11 protein-coding genes are annotated in these 15,263 nt (G+C 56.8%); 10 read left to right on the top strand and 1 reads right to left on the bottom strand.

The annotated features are described in order from the left end of the window. Nucleotides 1-1,247: 1,247 nt before the first annotated feature. From L9059_RS01540 to L9059_RS01505, 8 genes are all read left to right on the top strand, one after another. On the top strand, nt 1,248-2,141 hold the full coding sequence (locus L9059_RS01540) for an amidohydrolase family protein (RefSeq protein WP_247286357.1): 894 nt from the start codon (nt 1,248-1,250) through the stop codon (nt 2,139-2,141). Nucleotides 2,142-2,176: 35 nt separating this feature from the next. Further along, entirely contained in the window at nt 2,177-3,151 is a 975-nt protein-coding gene (locus L9059_RS01535) for an alpha/beta hydrolase family protein (RefSeq protein WP_247286355.1), read from the top strand. Nucleotides 3,152-3,400: 249 nt separating this feature from the next. Next, nucleotides 3,401-4,396 (top strand): GlxA family transcriptional regulator, encoded by a 996-nt coding sequence (locus L9059_RS01530; RefSeq protein ID WP_247286353.1) that lies wholly within the window; start codon nt 3,401-3,403, stop codon nt 4,394-4,396. Nucleotides 4,397-4,740: 344 nt separating this feature from the next. Continuing rightward, entirely contained in the window at nt 4,741-5,430 is a 690-nt protein-coding gene (locus L9059_RS01525) for an ABC transporter permease (protein WP_247286351.1), read from the top strand. Continuing rightward, nucleotides 5,427-6,425: an ABC transporter ATP-binding protein gene (locus tag L9059_RS01520; RefSeq protein WP_247286349.1), complete on the top strand. Its 999-nt coding sequence runs from the start codon at nt 5,427-5,429 to the stop codon at nt 6,423-6,425. The genes L9059_RS01525 and L9059_RS01520 overlap by 4 nt, the downstream gene beginning before the upstream one ends. 2 nt (nt 6,426-6,427) lie before the next feature. Beyond that, nucleotides 6,428-7,096, top strand: a complete 669-nt coding sequence (locus L9059_RS01515) for an ABC transporter permease (RefSeq protein ID WP_247286340.1) — start codon at nt 6,428-6,430, stop codon at nt 7,094-7,096. Next, a complete protein-coding gene (locus tag L9059_RS01510) occupies nt 7,093-8,031 on the top strand; it encodes a glycine betaine ABC transporter substrate-binding protein (protein WP_247286338.1) in 939 nt (312 codons plus the stop codon). The genes L9059_RS01515 and L9059_RS01510 overlap by 4 nt, the downstream gene beginning before the upstream one ends. Before the next feature lie 143 nt (nt 8,032-8,174). Then, nucleotides 8,175-9,719 carry an amidase family protein gene (locus tag L9059_RS01505; protein WP_247286336.1) on the top strand — a complete coding sequence of 515 codons (1,545 nt, stop codon included), beginning with the start codon at nt 8,175-8,177 and terminating at the stop codon, nt 9,717-9,719. 17 nt (nt 9,720-9,736) lie between these two features. Here L9059_RS01505 and L9059_RS01500 read toward each other — a convergent pair whose 3' ends face one another. Then, the gene (locus tag L9059_RS01500; RefSeq protein WP_247286333.1) at nt 9,737-10,621 is read right to left on the bottom strand and encodes a LysR substrate-binding domain-containing protein; all 885 of its coding nucleotides are present in this window, start codon (nt 10,619-10,621) and stop codon (nt 9,737-9,739) included. A 159-nt stretch (nt 10,622-10,780) separates the two neighbouring features. On the opposite strand from L9059_RS01500, the gene ydiJ reads away from it, so the two are divergent. Together ydiJ and L9059_RS01490 are read left to right on the top strand one after the other, a co-directional pair. After that, nucleotides 10,781-13,822, top strand: a complete 3,042-nt coding sequence (gene ydiJ, locus L9059_RS01495) for a D-2-hydroxyglutarate dehydrogenase YdiJ (RefSeq protein ID WP_247286323.1) — start codon at nt 10,781-10,783, stop codon at nt 13,820-13,822. A 583-nt stretch (nt 13,823-14,405) separates the two neighbouring features. Beyond that, entirely contained in the window at nt 14,406-15,206 is an 801-nt protein-coding gene (locus L9059_RS01490) for a GntR family transcriptional regulator (protein ID WP_247286321.1), read from the top strand. Nucleotides 15,207-15,263: the final 57 nt, after the last annotated feature.

The raw sequence follows: 15,263 nt of genomic DNA, 5'->3' as shown, positions 1-15,263 counted from the left end.
CCTCTGCACATAGACTCCCGCAAAACCCGTTGCTGCAGTTGCCCTTTATTTTTCAGAATCTAATGACTCTATTTAATTTCTATTGCGTGCCGTGATCCTACTGAATAAAGTCTGTCGGATCGAGCCAGCAATTACGGGGGCTAGCCGATGGGTTTATCAGAAATAAAGTCTGTCGCAACACCATTTTTATGAGGTGTTGTCGTTAGACCTACTAAATAAAGTCTGTCGGAAGCATGCAAATTATTGATTTCAGATAGTTTTTTTATCTAAAACAGCAAATTCGCCGAGCGCAAGCACAATGGAGCTCCGACGATCGAGAATCCGTCGCGGCGTCGGATGTCCGATGGAAAAACCACTCCTTCCGAAAGTAACGCACCTTTATAAAGCGCACAGCCAACGATCACGGCCTCGTTGAGGCAGTGCCTGTAGACAAGAAAACCGCAGATCGCTTGAAGCTCCTGGGGCGCTAAGCCCGAATCTCCACCACTCAGCTAAGGCGTCGCTTGACTCGAAGGAAATCCTCGATCTATGAAGTCCAGCGAATAGATCGTCACCAAGAACCCGTGATTGGTCTTCAGCTCAAAGGCATGGTACAGACGATGGATTATGCCAGGCAGCTTCACGAATATGACTCTGGAATCATTCACGATCAGATACTGAAAATTGTCCGCAAATAGCTTGGTGGTTTTTTCGTCCCCATCTCCTGCAGGCCACCATTTGGCCTTCTCAACTCTAGATTTTCGGGCGATAAGGCTGTTCTGCCGACTGAAAACTGACCCTCCCTCCAACCGGCACAAATCCAGTACAGAAAATCCAGTACAGACAATGGTTCGCAAGGAATCAGACTGGGTCAGTGACATCTCGGCAACTGGGTCAATTCGGCGTCAGCGGCTCAGGCACTCTCCCAGCAACGGTCTGTCACCCCGCTGGGTTCTCAGGCTTATCGCTAGCTAACCCCCTACAGTTTCCTCAACTGTCACGACAACAAAATTTCGCCATTACCCGTACGAACCGCTAACCAATCGGTTGGCCGAAGCATCAGTTCGGCGACTTCAAAATCCAGCAGATGCTGCAGCAGAGCTACCCAAGAGCCTACTCGGCGATTCAAATCCGAGCGATTACTCCCGAATCTTCCTTGCTCATAAAAGCGTACATGGCGAAATTTTGATACTACACGTCGAGTTGGCGGGAGCGATTAAGCGCTGACGAAGATTATTGTTTTCGCACAAAAGCAGGAAACGATAATCATGCTGCCGCTGATCAAAAGAATAGACAGTCACGTTCATTTTTATACTTCGGAAGATCTGCGCCGGGTGGCCGGTTCGCTCCCTTATACGTTGCCCCAGCCGCATCCGCTGACGGCTTATCTGGATACATTGATCGACGCCGGCATTACCCCGACGCTCATCAATAATGTCCATCTCAGTATCCTGCCGGATTCAGAAAACGTGTTCGCTTCCTTTGAGGAGCTCAAGAGCCTCCAGACAACAGACCCGCTGCGCTATGGGTGCGTCAAACTGGTGGGGACGATCAAGGCAGAACCGGCTTACGCCACCCAGGAACGTCTCTCGCACCCGCAGGTGATAGGCGCTCGAATCGTCCTGCACGATGCAAGGCCTGAAACGGTTGCCGATACGCAGTTCTGTGATGGGCAATGGTCGGCATTTTATAGTCGCCTCCTGCCGCACCAGCATCTGCACATTTACGCGAAAGAAGCCGAGACGAATCTTTGTGTATTGCGCCAGATCCCACGTGATGTGCGGGTCATCATCGATCATCTGGGCACCTGTCACCGCAAGCGAGACATTACAGAGCCGGCTTACATCGCGCTACTGGCTGAAGCGAGAGACCGAGGCAATGTGTGGTTCAAAGGCCCTGGCTATCGCACCTCTGTTCATCCCGAGGAAACTGCCCGTTTCGTGACGCAGATCGTTTGCGCGGTCGGCGCGGACAAAATCCTTCTGGAGGCCACCGATGCACCTCATGTCGGCACTGACAACCAGGGTGCGCCGTACTCCGATCTGTTTGATTTGAGTAAGGCCTTCAACTTTGTTGATGCCGTTGCAAACAATGTTTCCAAAGAAACCCTAATTCCTGTTGGCCAACTTCTCCGAGGAGCATCTGGCCAATTGGTAAGTTGATCTACGCCCACGCTCCCACTTCGAGATAACCAGCAATGACGTCTATTACAACAAAAGAAATCAACTTCACCGTCAAGTACGGCGATGAAACCCTGAGCCTTAAAGGCACGGTATTTCAGCCAGAACAACTCGACGCTGCGTCAAAAAAATTGCCACCGGTCATTTTCAACTCCGGTTTCACCGGCGGGGTGACAATGTACGGCCAGCTGTTCGGTCGCGCATTGGCAGCTCGTGGTTATCGCGTCATGACCTACGACGTAGCAGGCTTTTTCTCCAACAAGTACATCCGCAACACCATTGAGTCCGGCGACCTGGTCATCACTAACGTCATTCTGGAAGACCAGAAGGATGAAGTGCTCGGTGCCGTTGAATGGGCGCGGGAGAATTTCGGTGAGATGCCGGTGGTTGCATCGTGGGCGATGGGCTCGGTGGCAAGCCTCGGTGCAGTGGCGGAACTTGCCGCGGCCGGCGGTGAACAGATCCGTTTCTGGGTGCCGATGAGCTACACCAACATCCGCAAGCTGCAAGCCTTGCGTGCAGACAAGGATGCGGCTGATGCAGCCATTCAGAAACTCGCGGATGACGCACCGATCCCTCCGTTCGATACCGGGACTGATGCGACCCGTCTCGGCTACTATCCTCTGGATCCTGAAACACAGGCTTATGTTGATCAGCAACTGGGCGGCTACACTGAAGCTGGCGGCGCGGACCGTTGGCCAGGCTGCACCAACGTGACGGCGAAGTCCTACAAGTCGTATGTGGCGTATGACCCGGAGCAGTCCATCGAAGGTGCAAAAGGCTTCCCGCCTGCGCTGATCATCCATGGCGCCGACAACACCCTGCATATGCCGTCAGAGTCTGTTCGTCTGCACCAGAACTATCCGGGTGATGCAGGCCCGAGCGCGCTGATCATCTCGCACATGCAACACGGCCAACAGAATCAGGTCGACAGCCCAGTGTTCAAGTCGATGATCCAGAGCATCGATGACGCCATCCGCGCGCGCGGCTGATCCACTCGTCATCATCCTGCGCGACCTCGGGCACCGAGGTCTCGCAGCGATTTTCAAGTGTCGCGGGGGTACATCCCTCCGTCATTTAGATTTGTCGCAACGCTTCGGCCTGTCGCGTTCGCTATCTCAACGATTCAATCTGGCTGAATGCGTGCCCAACCCCTAACATGGTGTACCTAAAGCCACTCCCTCGGGCTGGCCTAAGCTGTTCAATTGAACGGCTGCAACCACCCATGAAAGGATCTGGCGATGGCTGCCCCCAGCGAATCAGCGACGTCTGTGAATAGCTACCCAACCAAGCGAATCGGGCTGCTCATTCTCCCTCAGTTCTCCATGATGGCCTTGGCGGGTGCCAGCGAGCCTCTGCGTGCGGCCAATCGGCTGTCCGGCAAGACGCTTTATGAGTGGACCCTGCTCACGGAAGCGGGTGGACCGGTCAGTTCCAGCAGTGGCATCGAGATCCAGACCGTGCCAATTGATCAGGCTCCGGAACTGGATCGCGTTTTTGTCGTGGCGAGCCTGGACATCGAACATCAGAAACCACCGAAAATACTGCGTTTCCTGCAGCGCGCAGCGTCCCGAGGGATAACCGTCGGCGCATTGAGCACTGGGACGTTCATTCTTGCGCGCGCCGGATTGCTGGAGGGGAAGCGCTGCACCTTGCATTGGGAGTCGATCGGTCAATTTTCGGAGGAATTCCCCACGATCGAAGTCACCAAGGAACTGTACGTCAACCATGGCAACCGCTGGACGTGTGCCGGAGGGACTGCGGCCATCGACCTCATGCTGGCGCAAATCGCCCTTGATTTCGGTAATCAACTTGCCGCGAGCATCGCCGAGCAATTCCTGCACGCCAGGATAAGGGCGCCGGAGGAACATCAGCGGATGTCTATTCAGTGGCGATTCGGTATTCACGATCGCAGGCTGACGGCGGCCATAGCCTTCATGGAGGACAATCTGGAGAACATCGTCAGCATCGAAAAAATCGCCGATCGGTGCAATCTGTCCCATCGTCAACTCGAGAGGCTGTGGCATCAGCATTTCGGAATGACGCCGAAGAAATTTTATCTGGAACTTAGGCTTAACGAAGCACGCCGACTGCTGCGTGAGAGCACCCAACCCATTGCTTCCATTGCCTATAGCTGCGGGTTCGTCTCTGCGTCTCATCTGGGCGCCGCTTACCGTCGGGTCTGGGGATGCACTCCTGGAGAAGAGCGGCGGAAATTTGATGATGCTCACTCCTAAATGCAATCACTGGGCGCATTGGCGATTAGACGCAAATCCGCCGGCAATCCCCTGAGCTAATCCCGCTCGGCAAACCGCATAGTAAGCTAATGACTTGGATCGAGGGCAGGTGCGCACTTGCAGGCCCTGATAAATTGGCGATCCTGTATTTTTCCTTATTCACTTGAGCCTTGACCCGGCAGCGCATGCTGGCTGTTTTCGTGACGTCGATTTTTTGATAGATATCGTCGAACTCAATGCTCAGGCTCCGCTCTGGAGAGAGGTAAGGTTAATTACAAATCCGGCGTCCACTCCAGATGCACAGCCGGCAAAAAAAACAATGACGTACAGAAGGCATAACAACCATGGAAACCTTGAGTTTCATTCTGGAAAACGGCGGGCTGATCAGCCTGCTACTCGGACAGCACCTTCTCATCGTGTCGGTTGCGGTGGGTTTAGCGATTCTGACCGGCGTGCCTGTCGGGATCGCGATATCCCAGCACCCTAGAGCGCGCCGTTGGGTCCTGGCCTTCGCCGCTGTGCTGATGACCATACCCTCTGCCGCCCTGTTCGGGCTCATGATCCCGGCCCTGTCCTTGATTGGCTATGGGATCGGTTTCGTGCCAGCGGTCATTGCGCTGTTTCTCTACTCCCAACTGCCCATTATCCGCAACACCACCACCGCGATCTCCAATATCGATCCTGCCTTGCGCGAAGCGGCGATCGGGATGGGCATGTCGACCTGGCAACGGCTGCGCAAGGTTGAGCTGCCGATCGCGGTCCCGCTGATCATGGCAGGTGTCAGGATGGCGACCGTCATCAACATCGGCATCGCGGCCATCGCGGCCTACATCGGCGCCGGCGGCCTAGGCAGTCTGATCATTCGCGGCATCGCTCAATCGGATACCCGGCAGCTGTTAGCCGGCGCGATCGTCATCAGTGTTATCGCCATTGCAGCCGATTATGCATTGTACGGTTTGCAGCGCCTCCTGACGCCAAAAGGCCTGAACAAGAACAAAGTGGCCACTGGCCGAATGAAGGAAGCTACGACGTGATCCAGATCGAAAACTTAAACAAGAAATTTGGCTCAATCACTGCAGTAGAAGATGTCTCATTCAACGTTGAAGAGGGACAAATCTGCGTACTGCTTGGGCCGTCGGGCTGCGGTAAAACTACGACGCTGAAAATGATCAACCGACTGATAACTCCCACGTCAGGAACTATCAGAATTGGTGGTCGCGATACGTCCGAATTGGACAGCGTCACCCTCAAACGCTCCATCGGTTACGTGATCCAGCAAGTCGGTTTGTTCCCGAATATGACCGTCGAGGAAAACATTTGCGTCGTCCCTAATCTTCTCGGATGGGACAAAACCAAGAGCCGCAAGCGCGCCGCTGAGTTGCTGGAAGTGGTCGCGTTGGATCCGTCCAAATTCCTCAAGCGTTACCCGTGCGAACTGTCGGGTGGCCAACAGCAGCGAGTAGGGGTGGCTCGGGCCCTGGCAGCGGATCCGCCGGTGATGTTGATGGACGAGCCCTTTGGTGCGATCGACCCGATCAACCGGGAAGTGATCCAAGACGAGTTCATGCGCATCCAGCGCCTCGTCAACAAGACCGTGCTGTTTGTCAGTCACGACATTGATGAAGCGGTGAAGATGGCGGATTGTGTCGCGCTGTTCCACAACGGGAAAATTCAGCAGTTCGGTAGCTCGGATGATCTGCTGGCCCGGCCCAATAGCGAGTTCGTGGCGAACTTCATGGGGGGCGACCGGATCATGAAACGCTTGCGTCTGCTGCGTGCGGCGGACGTCGCCAGCAAGGTCCCGCCACGGGAACATATGCAGATCGTTGGCGGCAACAGCGGCGTGATTTCGCACACACACCTGATCGTCAAGCCTGGCGATGACCTGCGCCAGGTGCTCTCGCAACTGCTGGGGCGCGGCCAGGACTGGGCGTTATGCAACGACAACGACGGACGCTTTATTGGCTATGTCCACCAGGCCGACATCCTGGCGCGACTTGTTGAAAACATTACGCCGGTGGTGCACTAACGATGTCTGACTTACTGAGCAGATTTTGGGAGGGGCTCCAGTTCTATTGGAGCGACATCAGCTACCTGACGGTCCAACATATGCAGATCGTGGCGGTCAGCGGGGTCCTGGCCCTGGTCATCGCGTTGCCGTTGGGCGTCTGGATGAGCCGTCCGGCAAACCAGCGTTACGCCATGGCCAGCATGCAGGTCCTCAATGTCGGGCAGGCGATCCCCAAGCTGGCGTTGTTGGCGTTGGCCATGAGCTTCATTGGCGTCGGCAGCGGCGCGGCCATCATCGGTTTGTTTGTCGCGACGTTGTTACCCGTGGCGGTCAACACCTATGAAGGCTTGCGCGCGGTGCCGCAGCACTTGGTCGAAGCTGCTGAGGCCATGGGCATGACGCCTCACGAAACGCTGTGGAAAGTCGAAATTCCGAATGCGATGAACGTGATTTTCGCGGGCATCCGCACGGCACTGGCGATCAACGTCGGTACCGCGCCTCTGGCTTTCCTGGTCGGTGGCGGCGGGCTGGGCGAGTTGATCTTTACCGGGATCGACTTGAATGACTTCGGCATGATGCTGGCCGGTGCAGCAGCGACCGCGCTGTTGGCGATCGCAGTCGATCTGGGCTGCGGTTTGATTCAAAACATTGCAGTGTCACGGGGCTTGAGGTTGGCCGGGCGTGAATGAATCTGAAGTCCATAGACAAAACCAATAATATGAGGTGCACGATGATTTATCGAATCCTAGCCAGTCTGATCTTTAGCCTGAGTCTTCTTTCAGGTGTCGTGGGCAGTGCTTCTGCCAACAGCACGATTGTGGTTGGCGGCAAGAAGTTCACTGAACAGCAACTGGTTGCCGAGATGACCGCTCAACTGCTGCGCGCCAATGGCTACAGTGTCGATAAACGCCCGGACCTGGGTTCGTCTGTATTGCGCGCGGCGCAAGAGAACGGTCAGGTCGATGTGTATTGGGAATACACCGGTACTTCTCTGATTACTTACAATAAAGTCACGGAAAAGCTGGACGCTGACGAAACGTACAAGAAGATCAGCGAGCTTGACGCGCAGAAGGGCATCACCTGGTTGAACCCTTCCAAGGCCAATAACACCTACGCATTTGCTATGCGCAAGGAAGAGGCCGAGAAGGATGGCATTGTCTCGATAAGCGATCTTGCAAAGAAGATTGAAACAGGAAAATCCTATAAATTCGCCTCGAACGCTGAATTCTTTTCCCGACCTGATGGCCTGCGTCCTCTTCAAGAGACGTACAAGTTTGAATTCGAGCGCAAGAACATCGTTCGTATGGACGGCGGGCTGACCTACCAGGCGCTGAGAGACAGCCAGGTCGATCTGGCCCTGGTGCTGTCGACGGATGGACGGATTCCGGCATTCGGATTTGTCGTGCTCAAAGACGATAAAGGCTTCTTCCCCAGCTACGCGCTGACGCCTGTGATCCGGACCGACGTTTACAAAGAGAATCCGAAGATTGGTGAGTTGCTCAACGCACTGTCATCGACGCTGGACGACGACACCATTGCGGCCCTCAATTCCCGGGTCGATGTCGGCCGTGAGTCCATCGAGAGCGTGTCGAAGGAATTTTTGCAGAAGAACAAGTTGCTGTAAGCGCTGCCCAGGGCGGCGATAACCTTCTAGGGCCGGCAGCATAACACCGGCCTTTTTTTCAACGCTTTCTTCGACCTGTTCCCTTGCACTCACATGAGGTGCGAGCTTATTCCGTTCGCCTGTACTCACTCGGAGAATTACCCATGCAGTTGAATAAAAAGTTCGTGGCGTGTTCGCTTTTGCTACTGGCGGGAAGTGCACAGGCGGATGACGGTATCGAGCGCATGACCCTCGCCGATATGCGTCATGCATTGAACAACGGTACCCTCAGTTCCGAGCAATTGGTGCAGCACTATCTGGATAATGTTCAGGCTAATAATCACCAGGGCCAACACATCAATGCACTGGTGACCCTCAATGAACAGGCGCTCGATCAGGCGCGCAAGTGGGACGCTGAACGGGCGAAGAACCCAGCGGCCAGGTACCCGGCGCTGGCCGGCATTCCGTTCGTGGTGAAGGATAATTTTGATACCGCCGGCATGGTCACCTCCGGCGGGTCCTACGTGTTGCGCTCATCCGTGCCGAGCCAGGATGCCTTCGCCGTCAAGAAGCTGATCGACGGGCAAGCGATTCTCCTTGGCAAGGCCAACCTGTCAGAGCTGGCCGCGTCCTTTGGCTGGTTTGGCTACAGCTCGTTTGGCGGCCAGACGCTGAATCCGAAAAATACCAAGCGTGATGCCTCGGGCTCCAGCAGCGGTTCTGCCGCCTCGGTGGCGGCTGCGTTTGCACCCTTTGCGCTTGGCTCGGATACCAGCGGATCGATCCGCGCGCCGGCCAGCGTGACCGGCACAGTGGGTTTTCGACCGTCGCTGGGGTTGATCAGTCGCAGCGGCATCATTCCGCTGTCGCTCACGTTCGACACCGGCGGCGTCATCACCAACAGCGTACTGGATCAGGCCATCGTGCTGGATGCAATCAAGGGCCAGGACAGCCGTGACCCGGCGACCCTGAACCTGGCCACAGACAACATACAGTTCGAGCTAGCGTTGAACCGCTCCTCGCTACAGGGCAAAACCATTGGGGTGATCAGCAACTTCAAAGGCGCCAACCCGGAGGTGGATGCGGTGTTCAAATCGGCGCAGGAAACCCTCGGCAAACGCGGTGCGCATGTAGTCGCCATCGAGCTGCCAAAAGCCTTTGAAACCCTGTGGAGCGATGTGCTCGGCCCAGTGGGAGAGAGCGAATTCAAACCGCAATTCGAACGCTACCTCGCCACCCTTAACCCAAGCCAGCCGCGAACGCTTGAGCAGTTTCTCGACCTGGCCAGGAAAAATCAGGCTGAAAACGCCCCGCACGGGATGAACCCGGCACGCCTGGCCGGACTGGAAAGCGTCGCAAATACCGGCAGCACCGATTCGCCGCTGTATATCTCCATCCTCTCCAGGAAGATCCCGCAGTTACGCGCGCAACTGATGGACGTCATGAAGAACAACAAAGTGGACAGCCTGTTCTTCGCGACCATCAACTGTCCGGCCTCGGTGGTTCACGGCGTGACCGATGACAGTTATGTCTGCACAGCCGGTGATACCTACGTGTCGTCTTACATTGCCTCCGCCACAGGGTTTCCCGAGATCACGGTTCCGGCAGGCACCATCAAGGGCAACCTGCCGGTCGGTGTTTCGTTTTTGGGCGGCTACGGCGAAGACGCCAAGGTGGTCGGTTTTGGCTACGCGTTCCTCGGTCACTGATTCTGTCTGCGGGCCATTCAAATCTGTTTTAGCAACCAGGTTCTGAACGCGACAAGCGAGGGCAGCTTTTCGTTGCGCGGCGGGTAGGCCAAGTAGTAACTGCGCTGACTGGCAAAGGGCAGGTCGAGACTGATCAGCTCTGCGTTGGTCAACTCGTCGGCCACCAGAATGCGCGGCACCAGCCCTATGCCAATTCCGGCCCTTACCGCTTGGATCAAGTGCGAAGTGAGTTCGAAACTCGGCCCCAGCCGCATCATTCGATGGGGCAGGCCATGGTGGCTGAACCACTCGCCCCAGACGTTGGCGTTGCTCGCGACGTTGAGCAGCGTCTGGCTGCCAATGCACTCCGGGCTCCAGGCGTCATGAAGCTCGGCCGCTTGCGGAGAAATGATCACCATCAGTTCTTCGGTGTGCAGGCGATGGCTGATCAGCCCCGGCAAGTCGGCGTTGCCGACGACGATCGCGGCATCGATGCCGCTGGTTTCGAAGTCGATGCTGTCGATCCGGGAATTGATGTGCACCAGCATGCCGGGATGGGTCTTGTAAAAGTCATGCAGGCGCGGCAACAACCACTTCGAGCCGAAGGTCGGCAAGGTGGCCAGGCGCAAGGTACCGCTGCCGGATTGATAAGCCATGGCTTGCAGCGAGGCGCTCCGGATGCGCCCGAGCGCTTCGCTCATTTCCCGCTGATACAGCCGACCGACATCGGTCAGTTGCACGTGCCGGCCTTCACGGCGGAATAGGGTCAGGCCCAGTTGCTGTTCCAGCGCCTGGACTTGCCGGCTCACGGCGCTTTGGGTCAGTGAGAGCTCCACCGCGGCGCGGGTGTAGCTTTCATGCCGGGCGGCGGCTTCGAAGGCCAGCAGCAACGACATCGAAGGGGTGAGGTGACGGTAATTCATTCGTAAAAGTCATCGATAGCGGCAGGATTATCCGTTTGTCCGGGGCCAGAGCCTGCAGGATCATTGGCGTAGCCGATGACCTGATGCTTACTCATTAATGCTCAGGCGACAAGCGTTTTGATTTTTTCCGTGATTAGACCGACAAGAGAACAGCCTGCAATGATCGCTCAGTTGCCCACCGTTGCACTCGCGACACAGTACCCGGAATTTCTCCAAGCCCTGGGTGCCAGCGGTTTTCGTGGTCAGCTCAGCGCCGACTACGCCACCCGCACCGTACTGGCGACCGACAACTCGATTTACCAGCGTTTGCCGCAGGCAGCGGTGTTTCCCCAGGATGCAGACGATATCGTGCGCATCGCCACATTGATGGCCGAACCGCGCTTTCGCCAGATCAAGCTGACCCCGAGGGGCGGTGGCACCGGCACCAACGGCCAATCCTTGACCGATGGCATCGTGGTCGACCTGTCGCGGCACATGAACACCATTCTCGAAATCAACGTCGCCGAGGGTTGGGTGCGGGTGCAGGCGGGCGTGGTCAAGGACCAGCTCAATGCCGCGCTCAAGCCCCATGGACTGTTCTTCGCCCCGGAGCTGTCGACGTCCAACCGTGCCACCGTTGGCGGCATGATCAACACCGACGCCAGCGGCCAAGGCAGCTGCACCTATGGCAAGACCCGCGATCATGTCCTGGAACTTCATAGCGTACTGCTGGGCGGTGAGCGCCTGCACAGCCTGCCGCTGTCCGATACGGAACTGGACGTAGCGTGCACGCAGCCTGGCCGTGTTGGCGAGGTCTACCGCGTGGCGCGGCACATTCAGGAAACCCGGGGGGACTTGATCGAGGCGATATTCCCCAAACTCAACCGCTGCCTGACCGGTTACGACCTGGCGCACCTGCGCGACGAACTCGGACGTTTCAATCTCAACAGCGTGCTGTGCGGCGCGGAAGGTTCATTGGGCTACATCGTCGAAGCCAAGCTCAACGTGCTGCCGATTCCGAAATATTCTGTGCTGGTGAACGTGCGCTACGGCAGCTTCATGGATGCGCTGCGCGACGGCAATGCCTTGTTGGCGCAAAAGCCGTTGTCGATTGAAACCGTGGACTCCAGGGTGTTGCTGCTGGCGATGAAAGACATCGTCTGGCACAGCGTTGCCGAGTATTTTCCAGCGGATGCCGGACGCGCGACGCTGGGCATTAATCTGGTGGAATTCAGTGGCGATGATGTGGCGCATGTGAATGCCCGGGTGGCGGCATTTGTGCAGCATCTGCAGGCCGACACGACCATTGAGCGCCTGGGTCATACGCTCGCCGAAGGTGCTGAAGCCGTGAGCCGTGTCTACACCATGCGCAAACGTTCGGTTGGACTGTTGGGCAATGTCGACGGCGAGGTTCGTCCGCAGCCTTTCGTCGAAGACACCGCCGTGCCACCGGAGAAACTGGCCGACTACATCGCTGAATTCCGCGCATTGCTCGATGGATACAACCTGGTGTACGGCATGTTCGGTCATGTCGATGCCGGTGTCCTGCACGTACGCCCGGCGCTGGACATGAAGGACCCGGCACAGGCCGCGCTGGTCAAGCCGATTTCCGATGCCGTGGCCGAGCTGACCCGGCGCTACGGTGGCCTGCTATGGGGCGAGCACGGCAAGGGTTTGCGCTCCGAATACGTCCCCGAGTTTTTTGGCGAGCTGTACCCGGCTCTGCAATCGCTCAAGGGCGCGTTCGACCCACATAACCAGTTCAATCCCGGCAAGATCTGCACCCCGCCGGATGCCGCCCAAGGTTTGCTGAAGGTTAACGAGGTCACACTGCGTGGCGATTTGGACCGGCAGATCGACGAGCGCGTCTGGCAAAGTTTCGGCGCCGCAATGCACTGCAACGGTAACGGCGCTTGCTACAACTACGATCCTGACGATGCGATGTGCCCGTCGTGGAAAGCCACCCTTGAACGCCAGCATTCGCCAAAGGGCAGGGCGTCGTTGATTCGCGAGTGGTTGCGCCTGCAAGGCGCGGCCAATATCGATGTGCTGCAAGCAGCCCGGGGCAAGCTGTCGTGGCTGAGCGGGATGCCGACGCGGTTGCGCAATAACCTGGCGCGTTCACGCGGCGAGGCGGACTTCTCCCATGAAGTCTACGACGCGATGGCGGGCTGTCTGGCCTGTAAATCCTGTGCGGGACAATGTCCGGTCAAGGTCAACGTCCCGGAATTCCGCTCGCGTTTCCTCGAGCTGTACCACGGTCGTTATCAGCGCCCGTTACGTGACTATCTGATCGGCTCGCTGGAGTTCAGCATTCCTTACATGGCCTACGCGCCAGGTTTGTACAACGCAGTCATGGGCTCGAAATGGGCGAGCCGCCTGCTGGAGCGACAGGTCGGCATGCTCTACAGTCCGCTGATCCATCGCCATGACTTGCAGGCCACGTTGACCCGCTGCAAGGTCGCCGTCGCCAGCGTCCCAGCCCTGCGCGAACTGACCGCTGCACAGCGTGAACGCAGCGTGGTGCTGGTACAGGACGCCTTCACTCGTTACTTCGAAACGCCATTGCTGGCGAGCTTTATCCAGTTGGCGCATCAGTTGGGCTATCGGGTGTTTCTGGCGCCCTATAGCGCTAACGGCAAGCCTTTGCATGTGCAGGGTTTCCTCGGCGCCTTCGCCAAGGCCGCGATTCGCAACGGCACTCAGCTCAAGTCGCTCGCCGACTATGGAGTGCCGCTGGTGGGCCTGGATCCAGCGATGACGCTGGTCTACCGCCAGGAATATCAGAAAGTACCGGGGCTCAATGATTGCCCGACAGTCTTGTTGCCGCAGGAATGGCTCATTGATGCGCTGCCTGAAAACCCGCGCCCCGCGACCGAGACATTCCGTTTGCTGGCGCACTGCACCGAGAAGACCAATGTCCCTGCCAGCACCGCGCAATGGGAGTCCGTGTTCGCCCGGCTTGGGCTCAAGCTGATAACAGAGGCGACCGGCTGTTGCGGCATGTCCGGCACCTACGGCCATGAGGCGCGTAACCAGAATACCTCGCTGACCATTTTCGAGCAGTCATGGGCTGGCAAGCTGGATAAAAAGGGTGAGGCGCTGGCGACGGGCTATTCCTGCCGCAGCCAGGTGAAGCGCTTAACCGACAGGCAATTGCGTCATCCGCTGGAAGTGGTGTTGGATTATACGCGTGAGGTAATGGGAGGACTCCGGCAATAACCAGCTTATGGTCGGGGCATCCAAGGATGGTCTGAAATAGCCACGTCTTTTTGGCTGACCGCAGCTCGTGGCTATTTAAAAAATGGCGCTTGATCGAAAAAACGATCAAATCAGTCACTTATTCCCGTTTCTCGGCCCTCAAGCGAACTATTCCTATCCATTTTCCACATTACAGGCGCACCTCTCCTGCACCCGTCAGTAAATGTCGGCGAGCCATCCACAGATTCGACAAGGCAAACAGCGTCACCATCTGCGCTGTGTTGTTATCGCCACAGCAGGATTGACCCAGTTACCGAAACTTCACTGACCCAGGCTCCTACCTCGTGAACCATTACCAGTGCGGGATTTTTGCCGATTGGTGTTGGGTCAGTGTGGCATCGGCCACGGTCAATTCGGCATCAGCGCCAACAGGACAGACGCTTACGGCGCGGCCGCATCCAAGCTATTTCCAGCAAAGACGTCAGCAATGGACATCAATCCACAAACTGACAATTGTTAACAATTGTCAATTGATATGCTACATTCCCCAAATACTCTGAGTATGGATGCTATTGAGCATTATCCAACCGCAGTGACAAGGTAGATGTCATTGGTAGCAAAGCGTTTCTGCGTGGTGCTTTTTCAACCGTCTAGAATCTGCCCGGTCATTCAGCTTAAGACTTCGTGGATGATTCCACTTAACAACGTATTTAGTGATTGGAGCTACAACATGCCTGCAACTAGTACGATTTCAAAGCAAAGCTTTGACGTGCAAACAGCCAACATCCTTCGCGAGATGATCGTCACGGGCAGTCTGGAGGCAGGCTCACGCTTGACGGAAGCAAAGTTAACCGAGCAGTTCCATGTATCCCGCGGCACCATCCGCTCAGCCTTGCAGAAGTTGCACACCGAGGGCCTAGTTTCCCAGGTGCCCTACACCGGTTGGCATGTCATCGCTATTGACGCCCAGGACGCCTGGGAGCTGCATAATTTGCGGCGCGTCCTTGATGGCTTGGCCGCGCGCTTGGCGGCGGAATGCATTGACCCTGAAGGGGCCAAGCGGCTCGAGGCGGCTTATCAGTATCTCTGCCAAACCTGCGAAGGCGGCGACCCCAAGGACATCGCCAACGCCGACTTCGAACTGCACAAGCTAATCGTACTGCTGTCCGGCCATCGGCGGCTGCAAGAGCACTACAAACTGACCGAGCAACAGATCCGCGTGTTTATCGCCTCTTGTGACTCCGAGTTCTCTGACCATAAGAACATCGGCCAACGCCATGCGGCCTTGGTTCAGGCAATCCTGTCCGGTGACGCTGATGCTGCCGAACGCTTGGCCAAAGAGCACAATGCCACCCAAGGTGATGCGCTGATCAGTAGCCTGCGGCAGACAAAAACCCAGAAGTAATCCATCTAGACAGCCTTTAGTATCACTCGCCATCGGCGTTGGCGAATGAGGATCCGT

Origin of the sequence: Pseudomonas violetae (assembly GCF_023072615.1) — a bacterium.
Taxonomy (GTDB): Bacteria; Pseudomonadota; Gammaproteobacteria; order Pseudomonadales; family Pseudomonadaceae; genus Aquipseudomonas; species Aquipseudomonas violetae.
The sequence above is the reverse complement of the archived record's forward strand: the minus strand, read 5'-3'. Positions and strand labels throughout refer to the sequence as shown.

Bases quoted from the DNA above. Each gene is read 5' to 3' on its own strand.
- L9059_RS01505 (WP_247286336.1), top strand. From the start codon at position 8,175: ATGCAGTTGAATAAAAAGTTCGTGGCGTGTTCGCTTTTGCTACTGGCG.
- L9059_RS01535 (WP_247286355.1), top strand. From the start codon at position 2,177: ATGACGTCTATTACAACAAAAGAAATCAACTTCACCGTCAAGTACGGC.
- L9059_RS01490 (WP_247286321.1), top strand. From the start codon at position 14,406: ATGTCATTGGTAGCAAAGCGTTTCTGCGTGGTGCTTTTTCAACCGTCT.
- L9059_RS01515 (WP_247286340.1), top strand. From the start codon at position 6,428: ATGTCTGACTTACTGAGCAGATTTTGGGAGGGGCTCCAGTTCTATTGG.
- L9059_RS01500 (WP_247286333.1), bottom strand. From the start codon at position 10,621: ATGAATTACCGTCACCTCACCCCTTCGATGTCGTTGCTGCTGGCCTTC.
- L9059_RS01540 (WP_247286357.1), top strand. From the start codon at position 1,248: ATGCTGCCGCTGATCAAAAGAATAGACAGTCACGTTCATTTTTATACT.
- ydiJ (WP_247286323.1), top strand. From the start codon at position 10,781: ATGATCGCTCAGTTGCCCACCGTTGCACTCGCGACACAGTACCCGGAA.
- L9059_RS01525 (WP_247286351.1), top strand. From the start codon at position 4,741: ATGGAAACCTTGAGTTTCATTCTGGAAAACGGCGGGCTGATCAGCCTG.
- L9059_RS01530 (WP_247286353.1), top strand. From the start codon at position 3,401: ATGGCTGCCCCCAGCGAATCAGCGACGTCTGTGAATAGCTACCCAACC.
- L9059_RS01510 (WP_247286338.1), top strand. From the start codon at position 7,093: ATGAATCTGAAGTCCATAGACAAAACCAATAATATGAGGTGCACGATG.